Origin of the sequence: Neisseria subflava (assembly GCF_024205745.1) — a bacterium.
Classification (GTDB): Bacteria; Pseudomonadota; Gammaproteobacteria; order Burkholderiales; family Neisseriaceae; genus Neisseria; species Neisseria flavescens_B.
The window spans coordinates 1825735-1839056 of record NZ_CP073117.1; the positions used below are offsets into that span (position 1 = coordinate 1825735).

Annotated in this window: 14 protein-coding genes; 3 read left to right on the forward strand and 11 right to left on the reverse strand. The window is 50.9% G+C overall.

The window, feature by feature from the left end:
- The first annotated feature begins 203 nt into the window (after positions 1-203).
- Positions 204-1334, forward strand: a complete 1131-nt coding sequence (locus tag KCG55_RS08685; RefSeq protein WP_254322779.1) for a polyamine ABC transporter substrate-binding protein — start codon at positions 204-206, stop codon at positions 1332-1334.
- A gap of 164 nt (positions 1335-1498) precedes the next feature.
- On the opposite strand, the gene ubiE is transcribed toward KCG55_RS08685, so the two are convergent.
- The 7 genes from ubiE to ilvD form a co-directional block, all read right to left on the reverse strand.
- Positions 1499-2236 (reverse strand): bifunctional demethylmenaquinone methyltransferase/2-methoxy-6-polyprenyl-1,4-benzoquinol methylase UbiE, encoded by a 738-nt coding sequence (gene ubiE, locus KCG55_RS08690; protein WP_003746386.1) that lies wholly within the window; start codon positions 2234-2236, stop codon positions 1499-1501.
- Positions 2237-2265: 29 nt separating this feature from the next.
- The gene (locus KCG55_RS08695) at positions 2266-2484 is read right to left on the reverse strand and encodes a hypothetical protein (protein ID WP_254322780.1); all 219 of its coding nucleotides are present in this window, start codon (positions 2482-2484) and stop codon (positions 2266-2268) included.
- Between the two features lie 156 nt (positions 2485-2640).
- Positions 2641-3072, reverse strand: coding sequence for a gamma-butyrobetaine hydroxylase-like domain-containing protein (locus KCG55_RS08700; RefSeq protein WP_063075864.1), 432 nt, complete (start codon positions 3070-3072; stop codon positions 2641-2643).
- Between the two features lies 1 nt (position 3073).
- Positions 3074-3307 carry a cytochrome b6 gene (locus KCG55_RS08705; protein ID WP_254322078.1) on the reverse strand — a complete coding sequence of 78 codons (234 nt, stop codon included), beginning with the start codon at positions 3305-3307 and terminating at the stop codon, positions 3074-3076.
- A 76-nt stretch (positions 3308-3383) separates the two neighbouring features.
- Positions 3384-4673, reverse strand: a complete 1290-nt coding sequence (locus tag KCG55_RS08710) for a CAP domain-containing protein (protein ID WP_254322781.1) — start codon at positions 4671-4673, stop codon at positions 3384-3386.
- A gap of 68 nt (positions 4674-4741) precedes the next feature.
- Positions 4742-4873, reverse strand: a complete 132-nt coding sequence (locus KCG55_RS10590) for a hypothetical protein (protein ID WP_256388404.1) — start codon at positions 4871-4873, stop codon at positions 4742-4744.
- 68 nt (positions 4874-4941) lie between these two features.
- A complete protein-coding gene (gene ilvD / locus KCG55_RS08715; RefSeq protein ID WP_254322782.1) occupies positions 4942-6801 on the reverse strand; it encodes a dihydroxy-acid dehydratase in 1860 nt (619 codons plus the stop codon).
- A 278-nt stretch (positions 6802-7079) separates the two neighbouring features.
- On the opposite strand from ilvD, the gene KCG55_RS08720 reads away from it, so the two are divergent.
- Positions 7080-7643, forward strand: coding sequence for a YceI family protein (locus KCG55_RS08720; protein WP_254322783.1), 564 nt, complete (start codon positions 7080-7082; stop codon positions 7641-7643).
- Between the two features lie 69 nt (positions 7644-7712).
- On the opposite strand, the gene KCG55_RS08725 is transcribed toward KCG55_RS08720, so the two are convergent.
- Together KCG55_RS08725 and KCG55_RS08730 are read right to left on the reverse strand one after the other, a co-directional pair.
- A complete protein-coding gene (locus KCG55_RS08725) occupies positions 7713-8660 on the reverse strand; it encodes a bile acid:sodium symporter family protein (protein ID WP_254322784.1) in 948 nt (315 codons plus the stop codon).
- 149 nt (positions 8661-8809) lie between these two features.
- Positions 8810-9691 carry an NAD(P)H-hydrate dehydratase gene (locus KCG55_RS08730; protein ID WP_254322785.1) on the reverse strand — a complete coding sequence of 294 codons (882 nt, stop codon included), beginning with the start codon at positions 9689-9691 and terminating at the stop codon, positions 8810-8812.
- Between the two features lie 53 nt (positions 9692-9744).
- Here KCG55_RS08730 and KCG55_RS08735 point away from each other — a divergent pair, with 53 nt between their 5' ends.
- A complete protein-coding gene (locus KCG55_RS08735) occupies positions 9745-10401 on the forward strand; it encodes a cytochrome b/b6 domain-containing protein (RefSeq protein WP_254322786.1) in 657 nt (218 codons plus the stop codon).
- Between the two features lie 91 nt (positions 10402-10492).
- Here KCG55_RS08735 and KCG55_RS08740 read toward each other — a convergent pair whose 3' ends face one another.
- Positions 10493-11581, reverse strand: coding sequence for a methyltransferase (locus tag KCG55_RS08740; protein WP_254322787.1), 1089 nt, complete (start codon positions 11579-11581; stop codon positions 10493-10495).
- A 36-nt stretch (positions 11582-11617) separates the two neighbouring features.
- Positions 11618-13321, reverse strand: a complete 1704-nt coding sequence (locus KCG55_RS08745) for an AMP-binding protein (RefSeq protein WP_254322788.1) — start codon at positions 13319-13321, stop codon at positions 11618-11620.
- Between the last annotated feature and the right edge of the window lies 1 nt (position 13322).

A 13322-nucleotide genomic window follows, 5' to 3' on the forward strand; every position in this document is an offset into this window, starting at 1 on the left:
GCGTTGCGATTAAAAACGAATGGGCGTTATCTTACCGCAAAACCATATTTCAAGCTATCGGCAGAAAGGTTTTAAGTTGGCAGTAATCCGTCTTTCAGACGGCCTCAAGCGGGACGATATCTTTTAACAATGAAGCCTATCCGCTCGAGCTTGCCTGCTTTATAATGCCTCTCTATTTTCAACCGGATACGCAAGGAATGATAATGACCAAACATCTGCCCCTCATCGTACTGACTGCGCTGGCACTGGCCGGCTGCGGCGGCTCGGACAAAACTACTGCCGACAAGGCGGCTCAAACCGATAATCAAAAGGTATTGAGTATTTACAACTGGTCGGAATATGTCGATCCCGAGACGGTTGCCGCGTTTGAGAAAAAACACGGTATCGCAGTAACTTACGATGTATATGACAGCGATGAAACGCTGGAGAGCAAGGTATTGACCGGCAAGTCGGGTTACGACATCGTGGGTCCTTCCAATGCGTTTGTCGGTAGGCAGATTAAGGCAGGTGCGTATCAGAAAATAGACAAATCCCTGATTCCCAACTATAAAAACTTGAATCCTCAGTTGATGAAGCTGATGGAAGGCGTCGATCCGGGGCATGAATATGCGGTGCCATTTTATTGGGGTACCAATACTTTCGCCATCAATACCGAGCGTGTGAAAAAGGCTTTGGGCACGGATCAGCTGCCGGACAATCAATGGGATTTGGTGTTTAACCCCGAATACACGTCCAAACTCAAACAATGCGGCATCAGCTATTTGGACAGCGCGGCGGAGATTTATCCTATGGTGTTGAACTATATGGGTAAAAATCCAAACAGCAGCGAAACGGCGGATATTAAGGCGGCTACGGAAGTCTTGAAGAAAAACCGTCCGTACATCAAGCGTTTTACCTCGTCCGGTTTTATCGATGATTTGGCGCGCGGCGATACTTGCGTAACGATTGGTTTTGGCGGCGATTTGAACATTGCCAAACGCCGTGCCGAAGAAGCAGGCGGCAAAGAAAAAATCCGTGTGATGATGCCGAAAGAAGGCGTGGGGATTTGGGTGGATTCGTTTGTGATTCCGAAAGATGCCAAACATGTGGCCAATGCCCATGCGTATATCAATGATTTCTTAGATCCTGAAGTTGCGGCGAAAAACGGCAATTTTGTTACTTATGCGCCGTCCAGCAAACCGGCTCAGGAGCTGATGGATGAAGAGTTTAGAAACGACAATACGATTTTCCCGACCGATGAGGATTTGAAAAACAGCTTTATCATGGTGCCTATCCAACCTGCGGCGTTGAAATTTATGGTCCGTCAATGGCAAAGCGTGAAAGCAGGGACATAAGCTGATTTGAACGTATTAAGGCCGTCTGAATGGTGTAATCGAAATGCTTGATTTCGTTTTACGGCTGTTCAGACGGCCTTTGGTTTGTCTCAGATTGGCTTGGAAGGTTTAAAAACAAAGGGCGTGTCTATCAATCACGCCCTTTGTGTTTGTTTCAGACGGCCTTAGAATTTCACGCCTTTATGCAGGGCGACGATGCCTGCGCTCATGTTGTGGTAATCCACGCTGTCGAAGCCTGCATCCAGCATCATTTGTTTCAAGGTCTCTTGGTCGGGGTGCATACGGATGGACTCGGCGAGGTATTGGTAGCTGTCGGCATCTTTGGCAATCAGTTTACCCATAATCGGCAACAGTTTGAAAGAATAGAGGTCGTACACGCCTTCCAAAGGTTTGTACACTTTGGAGAATTCCAACACCAGCAGGGTGCCGCCCGGTTTCAATACGCGGTACATTTCTTTCAGCGCGGCATCTTTGTGCGTCATGTTGCGCAGACCGAATGCGACGGAAACTAGATTGAAATAGTTGTCGGGGAACGGCAATTTTTCAGCGTCTGCCAACGATACGGGCAGAATCATGCCTTCGTTGAGCAGGCGGTCGCGGCCGACCGTCAGCATGGAGGAGTTGATGTCTGTCAGCCAAACTTCGCCTTCTTTGCCCACACGTTTCGCCCAACCTCGGGACAAATCGCCAGTACCGCCGGCGATATCCAATACTTTGTCGCCTTTTTTCAGGCGGGCGGTATTGATGGTGAAATGTTTCCAAACACGGTGCAGACCGCCGGACATTACGTCATTCATAATGTCGTAGTTTTTTGCCACGGAGTGGAAGACTTCGGCAACTTTGCCTGCTTTTTCGTCTTCGTCAACAGTCGTGAAGCCGAAATGGGTTTTGTGGTCGCTCATAGTGTCTGCCTTCTTAAAATAATACGGATTCAGATATCGAATACGTCGAAATCGCCAACCACTTTCGACGCGGGAAATATAGTTTGTGCCTGTCGCTCCAGCATCAGGCGTTGCTCTTCTTCGGTATAAAGTGCGCTGATGTGGGTCAGATAAAGTTGTTTCACATTGGCTTGCAAAGCCAGCTTGGCTGCATCGGATACGGTTGAATGGAGCTGTCTCTTCATCGCCTGCCGAAAAGGTTGCTTCATGCACCAAAACGTCTGCGTTTTGTGCGGCGTGCACTGCCTGCAGACAGGTCTTAGTATCGCCGAAGATGGCCGCTCCCCATCCTTTTTTGGGCGGGGAAAGGAATGCTTTGCCGTCAATGATTCTGCCGTCGTCCAATATTACGGTCTCGCCTTTTTTCAGACGGCCTTTCCGCCGCAACCGCCGCTACCGCAGGAATGTGTGTGTTTGGGTTTTAAATCTTCGGCACTTGGCGTTCTGGACGCACCGGCTTTCTCAAGGCGGTCAAGATAGTCTTGCCAAAGCGCATCTTGATTATGCGCCAGTCGGTAGAGATAGTCCCAATCGTAAAGGCCGCTGTCATGGCCGTCTGAAAAAGTAATTTTCAATGCGTATTGGCCGACGGGGTCCAAATCGGTAATGCTGACTTCGGCTTTGCCTGTTTGCAAAACATCTTGACCTGGACCGTGTCCGCGCACTTCCGCGCTGGGCGAGTACACGCGCAGGTATTCGGCAGGAAGGCTTTTGGCACCGTCAACATAGACCAAAGTCAGTACGCGCCGCTCTTGCTGGAGACGGATTTCTTGTGGAATTTTATCGGCTTGGGTCATGTCATGCTCCGTTCTTTTTACGCAAATAGGCAACGCGTACAGAAAAAATACCGCCAAGTACGGCAAACAGCACGATTGCGTAGAGTGAAAACCGTATCAGGATCACTTGCGTGTCCGCCGTCAGCCCCAAAGGCAGCAACATCACGGCCACGAATAGTAAAAACGTGGCCAACATGGCGGCAATGCTGGCAAAGGCATAGCGGGTATTGGCTGCTGTTTGCGGATGTTTGGTCATATTGGATAGCTTGCCGTAGGGTGGTGAGGCGGTATTTTATCAGCTTTTTGGTGCTTCATGCCGTCTGAAAACGGCTTTATTTCCATAAATAAAGTGTAATGGCACGCCTGTCTTCGCCTTCGGGCATTAAGCGGATGCTGCTGCCTTTGCTTCCGTTGACACGGATAATGATGCCGCCCGCCTGCCGCTCGATAATGTCGATTTGTGTGTCGCGGTTCGTTCGGTAGTTGTAGCGTTCACATTGCTTCAAGCACCAAAAATCCTGCCAATGGATAAAATATTTTTGTCCGGATTCGATAGCCAGTGTTTCGCCGCCTTTGACGATGAAGTAAGGGTAATCGGGTTTTTGCGTGCTGAATGTCCATTCGGCCGTTCTGTCTTTTCCGTTTTGACGGTATTCGAACACGGCACGGTAGTCGGTGTCGTATTCCAATGGCTGTAAAGGAAACAGCGCAAATTGGCGTTCGGTCAAGAGGCGGTTTGGGTCATTATCTTTATCTAAGATTTTGACGTCTCTGATTTCTTTTGTGTCCTGATACAGTTTGAACGAACGCATTTTGACCGGAGGCGATTGTTCTGAGAAGGCGATGCTGACCGGATTGCCGGTCATTTCATAATGTGGCATAGGGTCGGGACGTTCGCCGTGGAAAACCGGCGAAGCGAAGTTGCCTTGCGGATAGGTGATGTAAGGCCGGGTTTTGCGGTTGGAAATTTCATCCGCATAAACAATGGCATGGCCATGACAGGCATCTTGATAAAACGAACGGCTGAGATCGGATAGGGGGCGGTTTTTTTGGCAGAGGCTGTTGAATCTGCTGTCGCCCTGATTGATGCTTAGCGCGATTTGTTTGCCTTGCGATTCAAATGCGGCTCCGGCCTCGTCGATATTTTGATCGAGTAAGGAGAGACGGTGGTAAATCGCCGTCATTAGGTTGTCCAGCTGATGTTGGGCAGGTAGATGGTCGTTGATTTTTTCGTTTGGCGGATGCTGGCTAGTGCTGACGTTTTCGTGCACACCTTTATAGGCATAACCGGCTTTGCGCGTGCGGTCGGATGGGCGTGGACCTGTATAAAAGGGATTGCGCGTATTGTGTTCGTCATGTCCGTCGTCAGGGTTTTGCAGCAGATAGCGGGCATGATTGCGTGCGGCGCGTTCGAGTGTTGCCGAGTGCGCCAGTGCGGGCAGATTGGCTGAGGCGCGGATGAAGTTTAAATACGCCAAAGCATCAAAATCGGCAACGGCAGAACGATTTTGCGGCGGTTGGGCATAGATGAGCTGGTCTTCGGAATAGCGATGGGTTTCATAGTATTGGAATATGCCGAGGGCGACGGCAAAACCACCCAGCCAGTAAAGAATGTGTTTCATTATATGTACTGCGTTCAGACGGCCTTGAGCTACGGCTCTTTTCCCTTGAAACTCATGCCGTTAAATGATCATTTTGATAGCGGCTTGACTTGGAATGCTTCAGGATGGGATTTGAAATATTCGACAGCGATAAATCCGCCGCCAATAATAATCAACAGGGCAATGGCCATGCCGATCATCGCTAAAATGAATTTGTCCATATTTGTCCATTTGAATGAAGGCCGTCTGAAACACTTGAAAGCGTTCAGACGGCCTTAAGTCAGGTTAATTAACGTTCGATTTGCGATACGTCGCGGACTGCGCCTTTGTCGGCGGAAGTTGCCATCGCGCCGTAGGCACGCAGGGCCGCGGAGACGTAGCGGTCGCGGTTTTCCGGTTTCCACGCTTTGCTGCCGCGTGCTTCCATTTCGGCACGGCGTGCGGCAAGCTCTTCATCGGAAATGACAAGGTGGATGCTGCGGTTTGGAATGTCGATTTCGATGGTGTCGCCTTCGTGTACCAAACCGATAGCGCCGCCTTCTGCCGCTTCAGGCGAAGCGTGGCCGATGGACAGGCCGGAAGTACCGCCGGAGAAACGGCCGTCGGTCAGGAGGGCGCAGGCTTTGCCCAAACCTTTGGATTTCAGGTAAGAAGTCGGGTACAGCATTTCTTGCATGCCCGGGCCGCCTTTAGGGCCTTCGTAGCGGATGATGACGATATCGCCAGCCACGATTTGATTGCCCAAAATGCCTTCTACTGCGTCTTCTTGGCTTTCAAATACGCGGGCGCGGCCGGTAAATTTGAGGATGCTCTCGTCTACGCCTGCGGTTTTCACTACGCAACCGCGCTCGGCGATGTTGCCGAACAATACTGCCAAGCCGCCGTCTTGCGAGTAGGCATGTTCGACATCACGGATACAGCCTTTTTCGCGGTCGAGGTCGAGGGTTTTCCACATACGGTTTTGCGAGAACGCCTGAGTAGTGCGTACGCCGCCGGGAGCCGCTTTGAAACGCTCGATGGCATGGGTGTTTTCAGGGTTGGTTACGTCCCATTTTTCAATCGCGTCTTTCAGTGTCGGCGCGTGGATGGTGTACACATCAGTGTACAGTTTGCCCGCTTTGTCCAATTCTTTCAGGATGGCGAAGATACCGCCTGCGCGGTGCACGTCTTCCATGTAGTAGTCGTGGTTGTTTGGCGCGGTTTTACAGATGCAAGGCACAACGCGGCTTAAGCGGTCGATGTCGGCCATTTTGAAATCGACACCGGCTTCGTTGGCAACGGCCAACAGGTGCAAAATGGTATTGGTAGAGCCGCCCATGGCGATGTCCATGGTCATGGCGTTTTCAAACGCTTTTTTAGTGGCAATACTGCGTGGCAATACGGTTTCGTCGTCTTGCTCGTAGTAGCGTTTGGTGATTTCGACAATTATACGGCCGGCTTCGAGAAACAATTCTTTGCGGCCTGCGTGGGTCGCCAAGTATGAACCATTGCCGGGCAGGGAAAGGCCGAGTGCTTCTGTCAGGCAGTTCATGGAGTTGGCGGTAAACATGCCGGAGCAGGAGCCGCAAGTCGGGCAGGCGTTTTGTTCGACTTCTTCTACTTGTTTGTCGGTGATATTGTCGTCAGCCGATTCGATCATGGCATCAATCAAGTCCAAACGGCGTTCAGGCTGAATATTGGCCACGCCGATAACTTTACCGGCTTCCATCGGGCCGCCGGAAACGAAGATGGTCGGAATGTTCAGGCGCATAGCGGCAATCAGCATGCCCGGGGTGATTTTGTCGCAGTTGGAAATGCACACCAGCGCGTCGGCGCAGTGGGCGTTGACCATGTATTCGATGGAGTCGGCAATCAGGTCGCGGCTGGGCAGGGAGTAGAGCATACCGCTGTGACCCATGGCGATACCGTCGTCAATGGCGATGGTGTTGAATTCTTTGGCAATGCCGCCGGCTTTTTCGATTTCACGGGCAACCAGTTGACCCATATTGTGCAGGTGCACATGGCCTGGGACGAATTGGGTGAAAGAGTTGGCAATGGCGATAATCGGTTTGCCGAAGTCGGTTTCCATTACGCCGGTCGCACGCCACAATGCGCGCGCGCCTGCCATATTGCGGCCGTGGGTAGAGGTTTTGGAGCGGTATTCAGGCATTTTTGTTCCTTTGTTTTATGCTGAGGCCGTCTGAAATAGGCTGGTTGGTTGGCGGCCCGTTGTAGAAATAACTCGGTATTTTATACCAATTACGAGCGATGAAGCACGCTATTTTGTAATAAAACTAAACTGTATTTGCTTCACCTGAATTTGCTGCTCAATCCTTCAGACGGCCTGAAGTTTTCTTAAAATGAAACGCTGTCTTTCTCAGTTGCAAAAGATGTTGGCATCAAAAAGTGATATGATAGGGAACTTCTCACATTTTTAAGGATAAGACGATGAAAAAAATCATGTTTGCATTGTGTTCGGCCATGTTGGCTTCTGCTGCGTCTGCCGCTGTTTATAAAGTGGACGAATTCCACACCAATGCCCGCTTTGCCATCGACCATTTCAACACCAGCACCAACGTCGGTGGTATTTATGGTTTGACCGGCAATTTGGAATTTGACCGTGCCAAACGCCAAGGCTCTATCGATATCGTATTGCCTTTGTCCAAACTGCAAACCGGTTCTGACCACTTTACCCAACACTTGAAATCTGCCGATATTTTCAATGCAGACAAATACCCTGAAATCCGTTTTGTATCCACCAAATTCAATTTCAACGGCAAAAAACTGCTGTCTGTTGACGGCAATCTGACCATGAACGGCAAAACTGCGCCGGTAAAACTCAAAGCCGATAAATTCAACTGCTACCAAAGCCCGATGGCAAAAGCAGAAGTGTGTGGCGGCGACTTCAATACCACCATCGACCGCACCAAATGGGGCTTGGATTATTTGGTAGGTGCCGGTATGAGCAAAAAAGTAAACATCAATATTCAAATCGAAGCCGTGAAACAATAATTCTGCTTGATTTCAAAATAAAGGCCGTCTGAACGGAATCTGTTCAGACGGCCTTATGATTAAAGACGTTTAGGATTCTTTATTTTTATCGGCTTTGGCTGCCCAATAAGTTGCCAAAAGCGAGCCGGAGATATTGTGCCACACGCTGAACAATGCGCTGGGAACGGCAACAACCGGAGCGGCGGCAAAGTGTGCGGCGGCAAGCGCGGCGCCTAAGCCTGAGTTTTGCATACCGACTTCGATGGCCAGCGTTTTTTGTGCATCATAAGGCAGGCCGGTCCATTTGGCGGCAAAGAAGCCGAGCAGATAGCCGATGCCGTTGTGAAGTACGACAACGGCAAAAATCAACAGGCCGCTTTCAATAATCTTGCCTTTGCTGGCACCGACAACCGCGCCGATAATCAGCACGATGGCGGCAACGGAAACCAGCGGCAGAGCATCGGTCAGTTTTTCAGTTTTGTTGCCCAAGACTTTATGGACAATCAAGCCCAAAACGATGGGGAGTAAAACCATTTTGACGATGGACATCAACATGCCGCCCGCTTGGATTTCCAGCATTTCACCGGCAAGCATCAGGAAGATGGCAGGAGTCAGCAATGGGGAAATCAGGGTGGAAACCGATGTAACGGCAACCGACAAAGCCACATTGCCGCGCGCCAAATAGGTTATTACATTGGAGGCCGTGCCGCCCGGACAGCAACCGACCAAAATCACACCGACCGCGATTTCGGCAGGCAGGTTCAATAGTTTCGCCAGCAGATAGGCAGTCGCAGGCATGATGGCGAATTGGGCAATCACGCCGATAATGACGGCTTTGGGATGTTTGAACAAAATGTCAAAGTCGGAGGGTTTGAGGGTCAAGCCCATGCCGAACATGATGACGCCCAGTAGCCAAGGAATGTAAGGGCCGACCCATTTGAAGGTGTCGGGTGCGAAAAAAGCGATGCCGGCAAAGAGCGCGGCCCAGAGGGAAAAGGTCTTTCCGATAAAATCACTGATTTTGTTGAGGGTATTCATGATGATATGTTGTGAAGTTGTTTTTAAGGGAAACCAAGGATACACGCCTTAACCTTAATTTGCAAAATGGATTAGAATAAATAAGGCCGTCTGAAGATAAGAATTGATTTTCAGACGGCCTGTGATTTGTATTTGCTATATAGACGGCATTATTCTTTTGATAAAATATTGCGCAGCCATCGGGCGGCGGGTGCAATTTCTCCGGCAAGCATGCCGGTTTCGATTTGGCCGCTGTGTTTGATGACATCGGCTGCCGCTCCGTGCAGCCATACGCCAGCGCAGGCGGCTTGGAATATTGGAATGCCTTGTGCCAGCAGGCTGCCGATAATGCCGCTCAAGACATCGCCGCTGCCTGCGGTGGCCAAACCGGCATTGCCGCTGGTGTTGGTATAGACTATGCCGTCTGCCGTGGCCACTAATGTATGATGGCCTTTCAATACAACGGTCGCGCCATATTTACGGCTGATTTCGGTTACGGCTTTTTGCCTGTCGGCTTGAACTGATTGGGTATCGGTGCTGAGCAGGCGGGCGGCTTCGGCTGGATGAGGTGTCAGGACGATATGTTTGTACGATTTGAGGCGTTCGGCCAATTCGGAAGAGCGGGCAAGCAGTGTCAAAGCATCTGCATCGAGCAATAAAGGCTGGTTATGGTGTGTAGACAGGATTTGGGGCAGAAGCTGCTCTGATAATCCGTCCAAGCCAAAGCCGCAGCCGATTACCCGCGCGCTGACATCGTTGCGCTCCATCAGTTGGGTCGCAGTGGCGAGCATAATTTCAGGGCGTTCCGGAATAATGGCAAAGGGCAGCGTGGCTTGGTTGAAGCCTGCCCAAACCTTGCCACACCCTAGATATATCGCGGCTGTGGCTGCCAAAACGACCGCGCCGCTCATTCCCATTGCGCCGCCGATAATGGCAAGCGTGCCGTATGTGCCTTTGTGCGATTCTTGGGCGCGGGGGCGGAATACGTCGGGAAATGCTAAGGCCGTCTGAAAAGCTTGAAGCGATTCGGGAAGCGTGTAGATGGGCTGCATGGCGTAACCTTCCAAGATAAGAAATTTAATTTTAAATCAGAAAGTAAAAGGTAATGAAGCAAAAAATAAAAGTTTGGGACGCACCTACGCGCCTGTTCCATTGGCTCTTGGTGCTAATGATGGGTTTTATGTGGTACAGCGCAACCCAAGGCGGCGATATGCTGGTATGGCACTTGCGTGGCGGCTTGTTGATGCTGGCTTTGGTGGTTTTCCGCTTGTGTTGGGGAATTTGGGGTAGCGATACGGCAAAATTCAGCCGATTTGTGCGTCCGTTTCCCGAAATCCGCCGCTATACGCAAGGCCAAATGTCTGAAGACGAATTGGTCGGCCACAATCCTTTGGGTGCGCTGATGGTCATCGCTTTATTGGCCGCGTTGTTTTTTCAGACGGCCACAGGCTTATTTGCCGCCGATGAAAATACGTTTACCAATTCCGGCTTTTTGAATCATTTGGTCAGCGAACACGCCGGTACGCTGGCGCGAAAAATCCATGTCAATTTCTTTAATGTCTTAGCTGTTTTAGCAGGCGTACATATCGCGGCTGTTTTGCTGTATCGCTTTGTGAAAAAACAGGATTTGATTACGCCGATGATTAACGGCTTTAAAACCATCGATGCCCAGCAGCCTAAATTGGCCGGAATGGGACAACTGTTTGCCGCTTTGTTGGTGGCGATTGCTTTGGTGTGCGCAGTATGGATGTTGCGTGGCTGATGCATTAAGGCTGATACCTAAAAACAAACCGACCCCGATAGCTGAAATGGCTGTTGGGGTCGGTTTCTTTTTAGGGTTTAAAAGATAATGTTCAGACGGCCTTAACGCAGCGCAAGATGCTGTGGCCGCGGCCGATGCCGTCTGAAATTTCCGCTACTTTCAATCCGGCTTTTTCAACGCAACGGATCAGGTCTTCAGAGTGGAAGATTTTGCTGTTGCCGTTGGCCATGGCAGTGAAATACAGGCTGGTCATGGTCAGGCAGTAGGCGGCGGTTTCGTAGCGTTGTCTGTCCCAGAAAGGCTCCATGATGTAGAGGCTGGTGTTTTCGCTCATAGACGCAGCGGCGCGTTGAAGAATGCTGGTGGCTTGTTCCTCGGTGAAACAGTCTAGGAATTGGCTCATCCAGATCGCGTCAAAACCGGTTGGGAACGGAATTTCAGGATCAAGCAGGTTGGCCGGATGGGCGTGGATACGGTCCGCACCGTTTTTGCCTTTGGTCGCTTCGCGCATCAAGCCGATTTGTTGCGGCAGATCCATGATGGTCACTTCGACTTCGGCATTGTGGTTGACGCATTGCTCCGCCCAGCGGCCGGTATTGCCGCCGACATCGAGCAGTTTTTTAACCGGTTTGGCGAACACGGTGTTCAGTGCTTCGGCGAAGGAATTGTCGGAATAATAATGGTCGAATGCAAACCATTTTTCCTGCGCGATGCTTGGCAATGAAGACAAGCCTTCGTAAATGGTCGGCCAGTCGCCGAATACTTTCAGGCCTTCGGGCTTGCCGGTTTGCAGGGTTTTTTCCAAATCAAACATGCCTTGGTAGCAGATTTCCTGCGTGAAATCCATATTGACGCGGGCCATTTTGTCTTTGAGGACAAACCAACCGGCCTTGCTGATGAAATAGCGGTTATTGCGAGTCAAGACAGTGCCGATAGACAGCGAGGCTTCCAGCAGGGCTTGTGCCGCGTAGTTGCTGATTTTCGCTTTTTCAGCAATTTCGGCTTGAGTGAGGCCGTCTGGATGGTCGTTCAGCAAGTCCAGAATGCCAAATTTCACCATCAGGCGGGAAACTTGGAATACAATCGGTGCAAAAGCGATTTCTTGAGCCAGACGTTGAGCCTCGCCTGCGGACTGGTGTTCGTGGGAATAGCGTTGTTCTAGGGCAGGGAAGAGTTGCATATTGTTGGTTTTCCACTAAAAAGTTAATAAGTATATTCAGACGGCCTCAAACACGATCCGTCCTGATGCACACGGATACTCTCCGTTGTTGATTTTAAAGCTCAGTTTGTTTTTACTTTCATCAAATTTCAGCTCTACCGACACTTCATCGTGAGGACGGATAAACTGCTGATATTTTAGATTTTCGATGCGGATGACGCGCTGTTTACTCCATGGCTTGGGCGCGATCAGGTTGCGCACCCATTGTAGCTCGACCACGCCGGGAACCAGCGGGAAGGTGGCAAAATGGCCGCCGAAATAAACCAAATCCAAAGGCACGCGCCCGATAAAAATTTCGGTATTGGTTTCATCGTCAGATGAAGTTTTCGACCAAACGGGCGAAGTTTGGGCAACGGTAAAGGCCGTCTGAAAATCCGCCGCGGCGATTTTGGCTTGGGCGTTGCGCGGCAGGCCATCGGTAAAACGCCAGTAGCGCGGCAAGGCGATGGTGTCCTGCGTGGCGGCCAGATGGCGTTTGAGCGTATCGGCAACCGCAGCACGGCCTTTCTCACGCAAGGCGGCGATACCGTCCGCGTTCAATGCCGCCCATATGGCGATGCGTTGATGTTGCGGATGGCGGCCGCAGTGGGCGTCGGCAATCCAAGGGTGTTGTAAAAGTTCGTGTTCGATTTGGGTCAGCGACACGCGTTTGTCCTCAAATTTAATAATGCGGTCTTGGCGACCGAGTAACAGAAAACCGTCATCTTGCGGCTCGATCAAATCGGCTGTTTGACGGCGCTCGGGCGACCAAGGCGAAGAAGCCCACAGTGCGCCTTCTTCGTTTTGTCCGATTTCCACGCCTTCGAACGGCTGCCATTCTTGGCGTTCGCAACGTGAGGCAATCACGCCGGTTTCGGTACTGCCATAGACTTCAAACGGGCGGACGGCAGCCTGTTGCAGCAAATCCGCCGTGGCTGCGGGCAATGCACCACCGGCCGAGACAATGCCTGCAATTTTATGGCCGATACTTTGCCAGTTGCGGTTTTCACCTAAGCGGTTGAGTACGGCCGGACTGGCAATCCAAACCACTTTATCATGTGCGGCCGTGCTGGAAAGCAGGTTTTCCGGATAAACAGCCTGCTGTCGTTCCATAGTCCAACCCATTGTCAGCGCGAGTGCGAAGCGGAACGTGAAGCCGTAAAGGTGTTGCGGAATCACGCTGCCAATCACGGTTTCACCATGTTGTCCAAATGGTAGCGTATTTGCCAAAGTCAGGGTTTCTGCCTGCATTTGCGCGGCGGTTTTCACAATAATCTGCGCTTCGCCACTGGAGCCTGATGTTTTTAACCATGCTTCGGCATGATCGGGAATCAGATGGTTTTCAGGATAGGTGTGTAGCCCTTCCAAATCTGTTTTAGCTAATACATCAGGCAAGTGCCAGATGTTCAGGCCGTCTGAAGACAGCTTTTTATCTGTTGAATCCGTTAAAAATACTTCTGCCGTTTTGCCCCAATCCAAATTGTCTTGCGCCAAATTGGGCAACAATAAAACCTTTCCGCCAGAATGCCACACTGCCAACACGGAACAGGCAAACAGCGCGGCATCGTCAAACCACAACGCGGCAGTTTGCACGCCTGCCTGTTTCAGACGGCCTGACAGATGGAAAACCGCACGGTTGAAATCAGCACGCGTCCAATTCGGATGGGCGGCGATAATGTCGTGTTGGGGTAGGTCGGGGGATAGGATTCGGGTTAGGTACATA